13 protein-coding genes are annotated in these 14,180 nt (G+C 76.0%); 12 read left to right on the forward strand and 1 reads right to left on the reverse strand.

The genetic code is table 11. The annotated features are described in order from the left end of the window. Positions 1-74 precede the first annotated feature (74 nt). The 12 genes from ACH436_RS12215 (at position 75) to ACH436_RS12270 (ending at position 12,305) form a co-directional block, all read left to right on the forward strand. Positions 75-1,619 carry an ABC transporter ATP-binding protein gene (locus tag ACH436_RS12215; RefSeq protein WP_430560448.1) on the forward strand — a complete coding sequence of 515 codons (1,545 nt, stop codon included), beginning with the start codon at positions 75-77 and terminating at the stop codon, positions 1,617-1,619. Further along, on the forward strand, positions 1,616-3,037 hold the full coding sequence (locus ACH436_RS12220; RefSeq protein WP_430560449.1) for an ABC transporter permease: 1,422 nt from the start codon (positions 1,616-1,618) through the stop codon (positions 3,035-3,037). Before ACH436_RS12215 ends, ACH436_RS12220 begins: the two co-directional genes overlap by 4 nt. After that, on the forward strand, positions 3,034-4,332 hold the full coding sequence (locus tag ACH436_RS12225) for an ABC transporter permease (protein ID WP_430560450.1): 1,299 nt from the start codon (positions 3,034-3,036) through the stop codon (positions 4,330-4,332). Before ACH436_RS12220 ends, ACH436_RS12225 begins: the two co-directional genes overlap by 4 nt. Before the next feature lie 2 nt (positions 4,333-4,334). Continuing rightward, positions 4,335-4,763 (forward strand): cytidine deaminase, encoded by a 429-nt coding sequence (locus ACH436_RS12230; protein WP_430560451.1) that lies wholly within the window; start codon positions 4,335-4,337, stop codon positions 4,761-4,763. Next, positions 4,760-6,079, forward strand: coding sequence for a thymidine phosphorylase (locus tag ACH436_RS12235; protein WP_430560452.1), 1,320 nt, complete (start codon positions 4,760-4,762; stop codon positions 6,077-6,079). Before ACH436_RS12230 ends, ACH436_RS12235 begins: the two co-directional genes overlap by 4 nt. Before the next feature lie 50 nt (positions 6,080-6,129). Next, positions 6,130-6,960: a hypothetical protein gene (locus ACH436_RS12240; protein WP_430560453.1), complete on the forward strand. Its 831-nt coding sequence runs from the start codon at positions 6,130-6,132 to the stop codon at positions 6,958-6,960. A gap of 80 nt (positions 6,961-7,040) precedes the next feature. Further along, positions 7,041-7,295: a hypothetical protein gene (locus ACH436_RS12245; RefSeq protein WP_430560454.1), complete on the forward strand. Its 255-nt coding sequence runs from the start codon at positions 7,041-7,043 to the stop codon at positions 7,293-7,295. Positions 7,296-7,314: 19 nt separating this feature from the next. Further along, positions 7,315-8,430, forward strand: coding sequence for an adenosine deaminase (locus ACH436_RS12250; RefSeq protein WP_430560455.1), 1,116 nt, complete (start codon positions 7,315-7,317; stop codon positions 8,428-8,430). Next, positions 8,427-9,146, forward strand: coding sequence for a deoxyribose-phosphate aldolase (gene deoC, locus ACH436_RS12255; RefSeq protein ID WP_430560456.1), 720 nt, complete (start codon positions 8,427-8,429; stop codon positions 9,144-9,146). The genes ACH436_RS12250 and deoC overlap by 4 nt, the downstream gene beginning before the upstream one ends. An 11-nt stretch (positions 9,147-9,157) precedes the next feature. Beyond that, complete coding sequence (locus tag ACH436_RS12260; protein WP_430560457.1) at positions 9,158-9,808, forward strand: ATP-binding cassette domain-containing protein; 651 nt, start codon at positions 9,158-9,160, stop codon at positions 9,806-9,808. 34 nt (positions 9,809-9,842) lie between these two features. Continuing rightward, on the forward strand, positions 9,843-11,402 hold the full coding sequence (locus tag ACH436_RS12265) for a hypothetical protein (protein ID WP_430560458.1): 1,560 nt from the start codon (positions 9,843-9,845) through the stop codon (positions 11,400-11,402). Between the two features lie 66 nt (positions 11,403-11,468). Continuing rightward, a complete protein-coding gene (locus tag ACH436_RS12270) occupies positions 11,469-12,305 on the forward strand; it encodes a siderophore-interacting protein (RefSeq protein ID WP_430560459.1) in 837 nt (278 codons plus the stop codon). A gap of 22 nt (positions 12,306-12,327) precedes the next feature. Here ACH436_RS12270 and ACH436_RS12275 read toward each other — a convergent pair whose 3' ends face one another. Continuing rightward, positions 12,328-14,175, reverse strand: a complete 1,848-nt coding sequence (locus tag ACH436_RS12275) for a phospho-sugar mutase (RefSeq protein WP_430560460.1) — start codon at positions 14,173-14,175, stop codon at positions 12,328-12,330. Positions 14,176-14,180: the final 5 nt, after the last annotated feature.

Below are 14,180 nucleotides of genomic sequence, written 5' to 3' on the forward strand. Positions count from 1 at the left end.
GAGAGGCTGACGACGGCGCGTCGACCCCGGCCCTGGTGGCCCTCGACCGATCCTCGACGGATGGAAGGCAGAGCATGAGGCTCGAGCTGCGAGGTATCACGAAGCGCTTTGGCGCGCTCGTGGCGAACGACCACATCGACCTGGTGGTGGCACCGGGCGAGATCCACTGCTTGCTCGGCGAGAACGGTGCCGGCAAGTCGACCCTGATGAACGTGCTCTACGGGCTCTACCAGGCCGACGAGGGCCAGATCCTGCTGGACGACGAGGTCCAGGACTTCGACGGGCCCGGCGACGCGATGGCCGCGGGCATCGGCATGGTGCACCAGCACTTCATGCTGGTGCCGGTGTTCTCCGTGGCGGAGAACGTCATGCTGGGGCACGAGTCCACGCGCGCCGGCGGCCTCCTCGACCTGGACAGCGCCCGCGCCAAGGTGCAGGAGATCTCGGCGCGGTTCGGCTTCCAGGTGGACCCGGACGCGCTGGTCGAGGACCTGCCGGTCGGGGTCCAGCAGCGGGTCGAGATCATCAAGGCGCTCTCGCGTGACGCCGACGTGCTCGTGTTCGACGAGCCGACGGCCGTGCTCACGCCCCAGGAGACCGACGAGCTCATGGGGATCATGCGGCAGCTGCGCGACGAGGGCGCGGCGATCGTCTTCATCACCCACAAGCTGCGCGAGGTGCGCGCCGTCGCCGACCGCATCACCGTGGTCCGGCACGGCAAGGTCGTGGGCGAGGCCAGCCCCGGCGCGACCGACGCCGAGCTGGCGTCCCTCATGGTCGGCCGCGCGGTCGAGCTCACGGTGCGCAAGGAGGAGGCGCGCACCACCGGCAACGAGCTGGCCGTCACGGACCTGCGGGTCACCGGGCCGGACGGGCAGGTGCTGGTCGACGACGTGAGCTTCACCGTGCGCGGCGGCGAGGTGCTCGTCGTGGCGGGCGTGCAGGGCAACGGGCAGACCGAGCTGACGGAGGCCCTGGTGGGCCTCCAGGACCAGGTCACCGGCAGCGTGCGGCTCGACGGCAAGGAGCTGGTGGGCCGGTCGGTGCGCCGGATCCTCCAGGCGGGCGTCGGGTTCGTGCCGGAGGACCGCAACGAGGACGGGCTGGTCGGCGAGTTCACGATCGCCGAGAACCTCGTGCTGGACCGGACGGACGGCCCGCCGTTCGTGCGTCGCGGTGCCCTGCAGCTCGCGGTGCGCGACGAGTTCGCCCGCGAGAAGGTCGCCGAGTTCGACGTCCGCACGCAGGGCATCGAGACGCGCGTCGGGCGCCTGTCGGGCGGCAACCAGCAGAAGGTCGTCCTCGCGCGCGAGCTGTCCCGCGAGCTGCGCCTGCTGGTCGCGGCCCAGCCGACCCGCGGCGTCGACGTCGGGTCGATCGAGTTCATCCACAAGCGGATCGTCGAGACGCGGGACACCGGCATCCCGGTGGTGGTGGTGTCGACCGAGCTCGACGAGGCCGTCGCGCTCGCCGACCGGATCATGGTCATGTACCGCGGCCGCGTGGTCGGGATCGTCCCGGCCGACACCCCGCGCGACGTGCTCGGCCTCATGATGGCCGGCATCGCGCCCGAGGACGCGTCGCCGACCGGCCCCCAGAACGAAGGAGACGCGGCGTGAGCGGCGAGACGCCCCGGGACCGGGCTCAGGACCCGGCACAGGACCAGGGGCCCGACGTCGACCCCGGCTCACGCCTCGGCGAGGCGCTCGAGAACGTCGACGCGACGGCGGAGCCCGGGCTCGCGGAGGAGCTGGAGCAGGAGGCGGCGCGCGAGCAGGCGCCGGTCGTCGAGGACTCCGGCCAGCGGTGGCGCGACGCGCTCCGGCGGGCGACGTCGGGCGGCTGGGCCGTCGCCCTGGGGGCGATCGTGCTCGCGGTCCTCGCGGGCTCGATCCTCATCGTCGTCACCGACGAGGCCGTGCTCGAGGCCGCCCCGTACTTCTTCTCGCGGCCGTCCGACACGTTCGCGGCGATCGGCCAGGCGGTCGGCGGCGCCTACTCGGCGCTGTTCCAGGGCGCGGTCTACAACTTCGGCGCCGACTCGTTCGCGCAGGGCATCCGCCCGCTCACGCAGACGCTGACGAACGCCACGCCGCTCATCGCGGCCGGCCTCGGCGTCGCGCTCGCGTTCCGGGCCGGGCTGTTCAACATCGGTGGCCAGGGGCAGATGCTCGTCGCCGCGACCGCGGCGGGCTGGATCGGCTTCGGGGTCACGGGGCTGCCGTTCCCGTGGCACCTGCTGCTGTGCCTGGTGGCCGGTGTGGCCGCCGGCGCGCTGTGGGCCGGCATCGCGGGCCTGCTCAAGGCCCGCACCGGGGCGCACGAGGTGATCGTCACGATCATGCTCAACTACATCGCCTTCTACCTGCTGTCCTACTTCCTGGCGACGCCGGGCCTGATGCAGGCCCCCGGCTCGGCCAACCCGAAGACCCCGCCGATGCAGGACAGCGCGGTGCTGCCCCCGCTCCTCGGCGACCGGTACAACCTGCACTGGGGCTTCGTGCTGTCGCTGCTCGCCGTCGTCGGCGTGTGGTGGCTGCTCAACCGCTCCAGCACGGGCTTCGCCTTCCGCGCGGTGGGGGAGAACCCCAAGGCGGCACGGGTCGCCGGCATCGACGTGCCGCGCACGACGGTGCTCGTCATGCTCGTCGCGGGCGGGCTGGTCGGTCTCGCGGGCACGCAGCAGGTGCTCGGCACCGTGACGACGGGCTTCAGCGCCGACATCGACGCGGGCATCGGCTTCGACGCCATCACCGTGGCGCTGCTCGGCGGCTCCTCGCCCTGGGGCGTCCTCGGCGCCGGCATCCTGTTCGGCGGGTTCAAGGCCGGCGGGTCCGCGATGCAGGCGGGCCAGGGCATCCCGATCGAGATCGTCCTGGTCGTGCAGTCGCTGATCGTGCTGTTCATCGCGGCGCCCCCGCTGGTGCGGGCGATCTTCCGGCTGCCGCAGCCGGAACGTACACCCCGACGACGAGAGAGCCGGCGGGACCGCCGTCGCGCCGAGGCCGCGCGCGGCACCGAGGAGGGACAGGCATGACCGCCACGACCGTCGACGCCGCGGGGCCCGCGGCCACGGCGCCCGCGCCGCGCGCCGGCGCCCCGGTGACCTGGAAGGCCGCCGTCGGCCTCGCCGTGGTCCTCGCGCTGTACGCCCTGCTGCTGCTCCTCGCGCCGCACGAGGGCTCCGCCCGGTTCGCCCTCTCGACCAGCACCGACTTCGTGGTGCTGTCCACCCTCGTGGTGCCCGCGATGGCCACCGCCTGGGTGTGCGGGGCCGTGGGGCTCGCCGTGCTCGCCTACGCGGTCCTGCGCACCCGGGCCGGACGGCGCGTCCCGGCGTGGGCCATCGCGGTCTTCGCGGCCGCCCTGCTCGTCGGGTTCCTGGCGTGGGCCGCCGCGGGGAGCCCGCGCGACCTCTCCGTCGTCGGCCTCCTGGGCGGGGCCGTGGGCCTGTCCGTCCCACTCGTGTACGGCGCGCTCGGCGGCGTCATCGGGGAGCGGGCCGGCGTCGTGAACATCGCCATCGAGGGCCAGCTGCTCGCGGGCGCCTTCGTCGCGGCGATCGTCGGGTCGCTGACCAACAGCCCGTGGGCCGGGCTCGTCGCGGCGGTCGTCGCAAGCGCCCTGGTCGCCCTCGTGCTGGGGCTGTTCACCATCACCTACCGCGTCAACCAGGTGATCGTCGGCGTGGTGCTCAACGTGCTGGTGATCGGCCTGACGAGCTTCTTCTACTCCGAGCTGCTCGTCCCCAACGCGGAGACCCTCAACTCCACCGTGCGGTTCTCGCGCCTGCCGATCCCCGGGCTCGAGAGCATCCCGGTGATCGGCCCGGTGCTGTTCAACCAGACGATCGTCGTGTACCTCATGTACCTCGCGGTGCCGGCGGTCTGGTACGCCCTGTTCCGCACCCGCTGGGGCCTGCGGGTGCGCGCGGTGGGAGAGCACCCCAAGGCGGCCGACACCGTGGGCATCGACGTCCTGCGCGCGCGCTACCGGGCGGTGCTGATCGGCGGCGCCGTGGTGGGCTTCGGCGGCGCGTTCTACACCGTGGTGTCGATCAACCAGTTCGGCCGGGAGATGACGGCGGGCGCCGGCTTCATCGCCCTCGCCGCGGTCATCTTCGGCAAGTGGGACCCGCTGCGGGCCGCCCTGGCCGGCCTGCTGTTCGGCTTCGCGACGAACCTGCAGAACGTGCTGTCGGTGGTGGGCTCGCCGGTGCCGAGCCAGTTCATGCTGATGCTGCCGTACGTGGTGACCCTCCTGGCGGTCGCCGGGCTGGTCGGCAAGTCCCGCGCACCCGCGGCGTCGGGGACGCCCTACACCAAGGAGTGACGATGGCGAGCACGGCTGGGCCGACCGTCGACTGGGCGGCGCTGCGGGCGGCGGCGCGCGACGTCGTCGGGCGTGCGTACGCGCCGTACTCGGGCTTCCCGGTCGGCGCCGCCGCGCTGGTGGACGACGGCCGCGTGGTGGTCGGCTGCAACGTGGAGAACTCCGCCTACGGGGTGACGCTCTGCGCGGAGTGCTCCCTGGTGTCCGCTCTGGTGACCGGCGGGGGCGGCCGTCTCGTCGCGTTCACGTGCGTCGACGGGGCGGGGCGCACGCTGATGCCCTGCGGCCGCTGCCGTCAGCTGCTGTGGGAGCACGGCGGGCCCGACCTGCTCGTGGAGTCGGTGCGCGGCGTCGTGCCCATGACGGAGGTGCTGCCCGACGCGTTCGGCGCAGCGGACCTGGAGCGCTACCGCGAGGGGGAGAAGGAATGACCGTGCCGGACAGCAGTTCTGCCGGGGAGCCGTTCGACGCCGTCGACGTCATCCGGACCAAGCGTGACGGGCACCCGCTCGAGGCCGCGCAGATCGACTGGGTGGTGGACGCGTACACGCGCGGAGCGGTCGCCGAGGAGCAGATGTCGGCCCTCGCGATGGCGATCCTGCTGCGCGGGATGACCCGCCCGGAGGTCGCGCGCTGGACGGGCGCGATGATCGCGTCCGGCGAGCGGATGGACTTCTCCGGCCTGTCGCGGCCCACGGCCGACAAGCACTCGACCGGCGGCGTGGGGGACAAGATCACCCTCCCGCTCGCACCGCTCGTGGCCTCGTTCGGGGTGGCGGTCCCGCAGCTCTCGGGCCGCGGCCTCGGGCACACGGGCGGCACGCTCGACAAGCTCGAGGCGATCCCGGGTTGGCGTGCGGCGCTGAGCAACGCCGAGCTGATGGACCAGCTCGAGGACGTGGGCGCGGTGATCTGCGCCGCCGGGGCGGGCCTGGCCCCCGCCGACAAGAAGCTCTACGCCCTGCGGGACGTGACGGGCACGGTCGAGTCGGTGCCGCTCATCGCGAGCTCGATCATGAGCAAGAAGATCGCGGAGGGCACCGGCGCGCTGGTCCTCGACGTCAAGGTGGGCTCCGGCGCCTTCATGAAGGACCTGGACGCGGCCCGGGAGCTGGCCCGCACGATGGTCGACCTCGGCACCGACGCGGGCGTGCGCACGGTCGCGCTCCTCACCGACATGGCCGTGCCGCTCGGCCGCACCGCGGGCAACGCGCTCGAGGTGCGCGAGTCGGTCGAGGTGCTCGACGGCGGCGGCCCCGCGGACGTCGTCGACCTCACCGTCGCGCTGGCCGTGGAGATGCTCGCGGGCGCGGGGCGGCCGGTGCCCGAGGCCGAGGTGCGGGCGGCGCTGGGCGACGGCCGCGCCAAGGAGGTCTGGCGCCGGATGATCGCGGCCCAGGGCGGCGACCCCGACGCGGAGCTGCCTCGCGCGCGGGAGCGGCAGGACGTGCTCGCCGACCGGTCCGGGGTCCTCACCCGGCTCGACGCCTACGCCGTGGGCATCGCGGCCTGGCGGCTCGGGGCGGGGCGCTCGCGCCGGGAGGACCCGGTGCAGGCGGGCGCCGGCGTCGAGCTGCACGCGAAGCCGGGGGACGAGGTCACCGCGGGGCAGCCGCTGCTCACCCTGCACACCGACACCCCGGAGCGGTTCGAGCGCGCCCGCGCCGCGCTGGAGGGCCAGTGGGCGGTCGACGACCCGGCGAACCGCGACGCGGCCCGACCGCTCCTGCTCGACCGGATCGGCTGAGCGGCCCGGGCCGACCAGGCCGACCAGGCCGACCAGGGGGGGCGACGACGGTGCGGACGCCGCGGATCACGGACCTGCTGGCGTCGCTGGGCGTGTTCGCCGCCCGGCCGCCCGTGCCGCCCCCGGCCGGGCGGTTCGCCCGCCCGGAGGTGCCCGGCGACCTCGTCCCGGCGCTCGCCGCGCTCGCCCCGGGCGTGCGGGCACGGGTGCTCGACGCGCTCGGGCGACGCGGTCCGCAGCCCGCCCCGGGGCGCCCGCGCACGCTGACGCTCCCCGCGGCGGACGGTGTGGTCGCCCCGGCCCGGCAGGTCGACGAGCGCACGTGCGGAGCGGCGGTGCTGGCACTCCTCGCGCTTGCGGGCGACCCCCGCCGGGCGCTCGAGCTGAGCCGCCGGCCGCCGGGCGCCGCCGAGACCTTCGCCGGGTTCCAGCGAACGCTGCACGCCCGCGCCACGCGAGGGCCGGGCGGCCTGCAGGCGTGGCCCGTCGCCCTCGGCACCCCGCCGTGGGGCGCCGCCCGCGTGGCCCGGTACGGGCCGGTCCGCTACACCCATCGCGTGGTCGGCGGGCGCTCGGGCGCGCGCGTGCTGGACGCCGCGGTCGAGGCTGCGGCCGCGGGCGTGCCCGTCCCGCTGTACTCGGGCGGCGACCTCGCCGGCGGCGTGTCGACGGCGGTGCCCCGGCACGTCGTCCTCCTCACGACCGTGCGGGGCGGCGTCGCGACCATCTACGAGCCGTCGGCCGGCCGGCTGCACGCGGTGCCGGCCGCGCGGCTCGTCGCCGCCGCCCGGGAGCGCGGGGACGACCCCCTGGTCGCCGCCGCGCTGGGCGGCTGGCCGCACGTGGTGTGGGCGCTGCTGCCGCGGGACGCGCAGGGCTGAACGGTCGACCTGGGCTGGCGGGCCGCGGAGGCCCGGGCCACCATGGGAGCGCACTGCCGTCGCAGCGAGGGGAGAGTCCCATGAGCACCGCACCGGACGACGCCTGGCGGGACGCCGGGCTGGAGCACCACGACGACAGCACGAGCCTCGTGGAGGACGCCCTGACCGACGACGTGCAGGGTGCCGACGACGTGGCGGCCGGAGCCCGCGCGGAGGAGTACAAGCCGCGGCACGCCCGGCCGGACCTGGACGGCGAGGCCGCCGAGGCGGACGTCGTCGAGCAGAGCCAGGAGGTCCCCGGGCTCGACGATCCCGAGGCCTCCGGCGACGCGTGATCGCCGGTAGGTTGGCCCCATGACGCAAGCCCTCGTCGACCTGATCCCCGCCCTGCCCAAGGTGCTGCTGCACGACCATCTCGACGGGGGCCTGCGACCGCAGACCGTGCTCGAGCTCGCCGCCGAGGTGGGCCACGAGCTCCCGGCGTCCGACGCCGAGTCGCTCGGCACCTGGTTCGTCGAGGCCGCCGACTCGGGGTCGCTGGTGCGCTACCTCGAGACGTTCGACCACACCATCGCCGTGATGCAGACGGCCGACGCCCTGTCGCGGGTGGCGCGGGAGGCCGTGCTGGACCTCGCCGCGGACGGCGTCGTGTACGCCGAGCAGCGCTGGGCCCCCGAGCAGCACCTGGCGCGCGGGCTGACGCTGCCGGAGACGGTCGAGGCCGTGCAGGCGGGCATCGACGAGGGGATCCGCGAGGCCGCGTCGCGCGGGCAGATCATCCGCGTCGGCCAGCTCGTCACCGCGATGCGGCACACCGACCGGTGGCAGGAGATCGCCGAGCTCGCCGTCGCGCACCGCGACCGCGGCGTGGTGGGCTTCGACATCGCCGGCCCGGAGGACGGGTTCCCCCCGTCGCGGCACGCGGGCATCTGGCGCTACCTGGCCGAGCAGGACTTCCCGACCACGATCCACGCGGGCGAGGCGGCCGGGCCCGCGTCGATCGCCGAGGCCGTGCACCTCGGGCAGGCCGACCGCATCGGCCACGGCGTGCGGATCGTCGAGGACATCACCTTCCACGAGGGCTTCGACGACGACGGCGAGCGGCGCGCCGAGCTCGGGCGCCTCGCGCACTGGGTGCGGGACCACCAGGTCGCGCTCGAGGTCTGCCCCGTGTCGAACCTGCAGACGGGTGCCACCACCGCGACCACCGTGGCCGACCACCCGATCACCCGGCTCAAGGAGCTGGACTTCGCGGTCACGCTCAACACCGACAACCGCCTCATGTCCCGGACGTCGATGTCGAACGAGATGACCCGGCTCGTCACCGAGGCGGGCTGGACGATCGACGACCTGGCCGACGTCACTCTGACCGCCGCGTGGAGCGCCTTCATGCACCACGACGAGCGCCGCGCCCTGGTCGACGACGTCATCCTGCCGGGGTACCAGCAGATCGAGGGAGCCCAGCGATGACCGCCACGGCCCGGAACCTCCCCGCCGACGCGTTCGCCCTGGCGCGGTTCGTCGACCACACCCTGCTCAAGCCGGAGGCGACGACGGCCGACGTCACCGCGCTCGTCGAGGAGGGTGCCCGGCTGGGCGTCTTCTCGGTGTGCATCTCGCCGACCTTCGTCGAGCACGCGGCGCGCGTCGCCGCCGGCCGTCTCGCCGTGGCGACCGTGTGCGGCTTCCCGTCCGGGAAGCACGTCAGCGCCGTGAAGGCGGCCGAGGCCGCCCGGTCGGTCGCCGACGGGGCGGACGAGGTGGACATGGTGATCGACGTCGGAGCGGCCAAGGAGGGGGCGTTCGACGCCGTGCGGGCCGACATCGCCGCGGTGCGCGCCGCGGTGCCCGCCCCGCACCTGCTCAAGGTGATCATCGAGGCCGCGGCGCTCACGGACGACGAGATCGTGGCCGTCTGCCGGGCCGCGCAGGACGCGGGCGCCGACTTCGTCAAGACGTCGACCGGCTTCCACGGCGCGGGGGGCGCGTCCGTGCACGCCGTGGAGCTCATGGCGGACACCGTGGGCGGCGCGCTCGGGGTCAAGGCCTCCGGCGGGATCCGGACGCTGGACGACGCGCTCGCCATGATCGGCGCGGGGGCCACAAGGCTCGGGCTGTCGGGGACCGCGGGCGTGGTCGCGGGCTTCTCCGGCGGGGCCCCGGCCGCGGGCGGCAGCGGCTACTGAGCGGGCCCCGCGTGGCCGCGGAACCGCTGGTCGAGGTCCGCGACGCCTCCCGCACGCACGGCAGCGTCCAGGTCCTCGCGCCGACGTCGCTCACGGTGGGGCCGGGGGAGGCGGCGGCGGTCGTCGGCCCCAACGGCAGCGGGAAGTCCACGCTGCTGCGGCTGGTCGCGGGCAAGGACGAGCCCACCTCCGGTGAGGTGCGGGTGCTCGGGCTGCCCGCGGGCCGGGCGCGGCTGCGGCGGCGCGAGGACGTCGCGCTGCTGCTGGGCGGTCTGTCGGCGTACCCGGACCTCACCGTCGCCGAGCACCTGCGGCTCGTCGCGTCGGCGTGGGCCGGGCGGCACCCGGGGCCGGACGTCGAGACCGCGCTGGCTGCGGCCGAGCTCGACCGGGTGCGCGACCAGCTCCCCGGCGAGCTGTCGTCGGGGGAGGGGCAGATGTTCGCCCTCGCGACGACGCTCTACCGGCCCGCCCGGCTGGTCCTGCTCGACGAGCCGGAGCAGCGGCTCGACGCGCGCTGGCGGGCCGTCGCGCGCCGGCTCGTGGCCGGGGCGCTGGACGCCGGCCGTGCGCTCGTCGTCGCCACCCACGACCAGGACCTGCGCGCCGACCTCGCGCGGCGCGGCCGGGAGGTCGAGCTCGCGGCACCGGGGCCACGGTGACGACGGGCACGACGACGGGCATGGGGAGGGCACGGTGAGCGTGGCGTCCACCGTGGACGACGGCGCCCGGGTGCCGTACCGCCGCTGGCGGCGGTGGGTCGCGTCGCTCCGACGGCGCGCCCTCGTGGTGCGGGCGGCGGAGTCCGGCGGCGACCCGCACGACCGCGTGTACCTGGGGTACGGCGTGGTGCTGCTCGCGCTGGTGTACGGGCCGGTCCTGTGGTCCGCGCTGGCGCAGGCGACGGCGGCGGTACCGCTGCCCGGGGCGGCGCAGGGGCGCGCGTCGGCGGTGGTCGCAGGGGTGTTGCTCGTGCTCGGGGTCGTGTGCTGCGCCGCCGTCGTGGCGGCGAGGGCGGGGGTCCCGCTGTGGACGGGACCGGCGGAGGTGACGTTCGCCCTGTCCGGCCAGTTCCGCCGCCGCGACGTCCTGCGCCGTCGTGCGCTGCTCCTGGTCCTCGGGGCAGGCGTCGTCGGAGCGTTCGTGGCGACGGCCGCGGCGGCGGGGCTCGCAGGCGGTCCTGCCGTCTCGGATCCGTCGTCGCTGGTCGCCGCGGGCGCTGCCGCCGCCCTGCTGGCCCAGGTGCCGCTCGCGGTCGGCGCGGCCGCGCAGGCGCCCGGTCGCGGGCGGGCCGCCGTGGCCGTCACCGGGGTGCTGCTGGCCCTCGGCGCGGCGGCGGCCGTGGGAGCGACGCGACCGGGGGCAGGGGACGGCCTCGACCCGGGGTGGTCGTCGTGGACCGGGGCCGTGGTCGCGGTGGGCGGCGTCGTCGTCCTGGCCGGGCTCGCGAGCGCATGGCTGGTGGCGCGGGTGCTTCCGGACGAGGTCGACGTGGACGCGGCCGCCGCGGGCCAGGCCCGCACGGTGACGGCGGGCCGCGGCCTGGTGGGCGGTGACTCGGGAGCCACCGCCGACGTGCTCGGCCCGCGCACGTACCGCGGGCGCGGGGCGCGGCTCCCGGCCGGGCTGCTGCGCCGTGCCCCGGTGGCGGCGCGCGACCTGCTCGGGCTGCGCCGCCGCCCGGCGACGACCGCCGCCGCGCTGGTGGCGGGCTGCGTCGGGGCGGCGCTCGTGCGGCTGGGTGGCGGCGACGGACCGGTGATCGTGACCGTGCTGGGGGCGTGCGTGCTGTACGGCGCCGCGCGGACCTGGGCCGACGGCCTGCACGCGTTCGCCGCTCAGCCGCAGCCGGGCGCCCTCCTGCCGGGCTCCGCCGCGCGCGCCGTCGCGGGCCACGCGGCGGCCCCGGCGGTCGCGGGCCTGCTGGCGGTCGTCGTGGGCGCGGCCGGTGCCCCAGCAGGGACCGCGGCCACCGTGGCCGTCGTCGTGGTGCTGGCGCTCGCGGCGCGCGTCTGGGTGGCCGGTGCGACCGCGGCGCCGCCGGGCCTCTTCACGCCGATGATGACGCCGAACGGCGACATGGCGATGCTCGTGCTGGGCGCCTGGTACCTGCGCGGGTGGCTCGCGGTGGCCACCACGGCCTGGCTGCTCGACCGCGCCGGGTCAGGAGGGGGCACGGCGGGGGCGGTGGCTCTCGGGCTGGCGGTGGCGGCCGGGCTCGCCGCGGCGGGCGTGCGGCGGTTCGCCCGCACGTGAACCCGCGCCCGGGTGAGCGACGTCACACGGGGCGTCGCGTCCGAGGGAAGTTAGGCTCGCCTGACCATGTCTGACACGCAGCCGCAGGCCCCCGCCGGCCCGCCCGCCCGCAAGCGCACCCCTCGGCACGCGACGGTCTCCGCCGTCCGCAGGGTCACCCCGCACCTGGTCCGCGTCACGATCGCGGGCCCCGAGCTCGCGGCCGTGGCACCGACGGGTCACACGGACACCTACGTCAAGCTCGTGCTGGGCGAGCTCGCGGACGGCCGGCCCCTGCTGCGCGCCTACACGGTGCGTGCTCGGCGCGACGCCGGCGACACCGTCTCGGGCGAGGCCGAGTGGGACCTCGACGTCGTCGTGCACGGCGACGAGGGCGTCGGCGGCCCGTGGGCCACGCGCGCGCAGCCCGGGGACCCGGTGACGTTCCTGGGCCCTGGCGCCGGCTACGCCCCCGACCCGGAGGCACCGTGGCACCTGCTCGTGGGTGACGACGCCGCGCTGCCCGCGATCGCGGCCGCGCTCGAGGCGCTCCCCGCGGGCGCGGTGGCGCACGTGGTCGTCGAGGTCCCCGGGCCGGAGGACGAGCTGCCGCTCGACAGCGCCGCCCACGTCACGCTCACGTGGGTGCACCGGGACCGGGCCGGCGGCGGCCTGGCCGGCGCCGTGCGTGCGGCGCACGCCGCCGGCGAGCTCCCGGCGGGCGCGCCGCACGTCTTCCTGCACGGCGAGGCGGGCATGGTGCGCGACCTGCGCCGGTGGGTCCGCGCCGAGCTCGCCGTGCCGCGCGAGCTGCTGTCCGCGTCGGGCTACTGGCGCCGCGGCAGCGACGACGAGGACTGGCGCGCCCGCAAGGGCGAGTGGAAGGCCGCCGTCGAGCAGGACGACGCCGCGCTCGTCGGGTGACCGCCGTGCCGTCGGCGCCGGGTCAGATCCCGAGCGCGACCTTGAGGTCGGCCTTGATCCGGTCGAGCTTGCGGTGCGCCGCGACCCGCAGCCGCCCGATGTCGATCGCCGACGCGTCCGGGGCCACCGGCTCCACGACCTCCAGGTAGCACTTCACCTTCGGCTCGGTGCCGCTGGGGCGCACCACGACGCGGGTGTCGTCCGCCCCCAGCAGCACGATGCCGTCCGTGGGCGGCAGGCCGTCGACGCCGGCGGACAGGTCGAGCACCTCCGCGACGCCGGCGCCCGCGAGCGTGCGCGGGGGCGACGTGCGCAGCCGCGCCATCGTGTCGGGGATGCGTGCCAGGTCGTCGAAGCGGACGGAGAGCTGGTCCGTGACGAACAGGCCGTTCTCGCGGGCGACGTCGTCGAGCGCGTCCACGAGCGTGCGCCCGGCCGCCTTCTCCCGCGCGGCCAGCAGGGCGACGAGCACCGCGGTGCTGAGCCCGTCCTTGTCGCGCACGCGCGCCGGGTCCACGCAGTAGCCGAGCGCCTCCTCGTAGCCGAAGACCAGGCCGGGGGTGCGAGAGATCCACTTGAACCCCGTGAGGGTCGTCGCGTGCCCGACCCCGTAGCGGACCGCGATCGACGACAGCACGCGCGACGACACGACGGAGGAGGCCACGACCGGCCCCGTGCCGGAGCCGTCCGGCGCCGGCACGTCGCCGCGTGCGATGCGGCGCACCGCCTCGCGCCCGAGGAGGGCACCCACCTCGTCGCCGTGCAGCATGCGCCAACCGTGCGAGCGCGCCGTCTCCGCGCCCTGGTGCGTGCCGTGGCTCGGGTCGTACACCGCGACCGCGCACCGGTCGGCGTCGGGGTCGTTCGCGATGACGACGTCGGCGTGCGCCTCCGCGAGGGCGACCGCCATGTCGATGGCGCCGGGCTCCTCCGGGTTGGGGAAACGGACCGTGGGGAACGCCGGGTCGGGGTCGAGCTGCTCCTCGACGGGCAGCACCCGCGTGAAGCCGGCGTCGGCCAGCACCCGGGCCAGCACGCGCCCGCCGACACCGTGCAGGGACGTCGTGACGACGCGCAGCGCCGCCCGCTCCGCGGGGCCGGTGGACGTGCCGGCGCGCTCGGCCAGGTCGTGCACCGACGCGACGTACGCGTCGACGACCTCGCGGCCGAGGACGCGCCAGCCCGACTCGACCCGGGGGACGCCCGACGGCGGGCCCGCCGCGGCGATGGCCTCGGCGATGCGGGCGTCGTGGGGCGGCACGATCTGCGCGCCCTGCCCGGCGTCGGTGACGACGCGCCCGCCCAGGTAGACCTTGTAGCCGTTGTCCTGCGCCGGGTTGTGGCTCGCGGTGACCATGACGCCCGCGTCGGCGTCGAGGTGGCGCACCGCAAACGCGAGCACGGGGGTCGGCAGGGCCGAGGGGAGGAGCAGCACCTCGTGGCCTGCGGCGGTGAGCACGGCGGCCGTGTCGGTGGCGAACACCGACGACCGGTCGCGGGCGTCGTAGCCGACCACCACGCGCGCGGCCACGCCCGGGCCCAGCACCGACGTGAGGTACGTGCCGAGGCCGGACGCCGCCGTCGTGACGACGGCGCGGTTCATCCGGTTCGGGCCGGGCGCCATCGCGCCGCGCAGCCCCGCCGTGCCGAACTGGAGCGAGCCCGCGAACCGGTCCCGCAGCAGCGCGACCGCGTGCTCCCGCGTGCTCGGCCGCTCGGACGACGTCTGCTGCGCGAGCCTGGACAGCTCGGCCTTGTCGTCCTCGTCCACGTCGTAGCGGATCCAGCGCTCCACCGCGTCGAGCAGCGACGACAGGTCGGTCGTCCGCGCGGCCGGCTCGTACGCCGGGTCGTCGGTGTCCAGACTCATGGCTG

The organism is Isoptericola sp. NPDC019693, assembly GCF_044389085.1.
Taxonomy (GTDB): domain Bacteria; phylum Actinomycetota; class Actinomycetes; order Actinomycetales; family Cellulomonadaceae; genus Isoptericola.

Excerpts from the sequence above, each read along its gene's own strand:
- ACH436_RS12215 (WP_430560448.1), top strand. The coding sequence starts at position 75 with ATGAGGCTCGAGCTGCGAGGTATCACGAAGCGCTTTGGCGCGCTCGTG.
- ACH436_RS12225 (WP_430560450.1), top strand. The coding sequence starts at position 3,034 with ATGACCGCCACGACCGTCGACGCCGCGGGGCCCGCGGCCACGGCGCCC.
- ACH436_RS12230 (WP_430560451.1), top strand. The coding sequence starts at position 4,335 with ATGGCGAGCACGGCTGGGCCGACCGTCGACTGGGCGGCGCTGCGGGCG.
- ACH436_RS12235 (WP_430560452.1), top strand. The coding sequence starts at position 4,760 with ATGACCGTGCCGGACAGCAGTTCTGCCGGGGAGCCGTTCGACGCCGTC.
- ACH436_RS12245 (WP_430560454.1), top strand. The coding sequence starts at position 7,041 with ATGAGCACCGCACCGGACGACGCCTGGCGGGACGCCGGGCTGGAGCAC.
- ACH436_RS12250 (WP_430560455.1), top strand. The coding sequence starts at position 7,315 with ATGACGCAAGCCCTCGTCGACCTGATCCCCGCCCTGCCCAAGGTGCTG.
- deoC (WP_430560456.1), top strand. The coding sequence starts at position 8,427 with ATGACCGCCACGGCCCGGAACCTCCCCGCCGACGCGTTCGCCCTGGCG.
- ACH436_RS12270 (WP_430560459.1), top strand. The coding sequence starts at position 11,469 with ATGTCTGACACGCAGCCGCAGGCCCCCGCCGGCCCGCCCGCCCGCAAG.
- ACH436_RS12275 (WP_430560460.1), bottom strand. The coding sequence starts at position 14,175 with ATGAGTCTGGACACCGACGACCCGGCGTACGAGCCGGCCGCGCGGACG.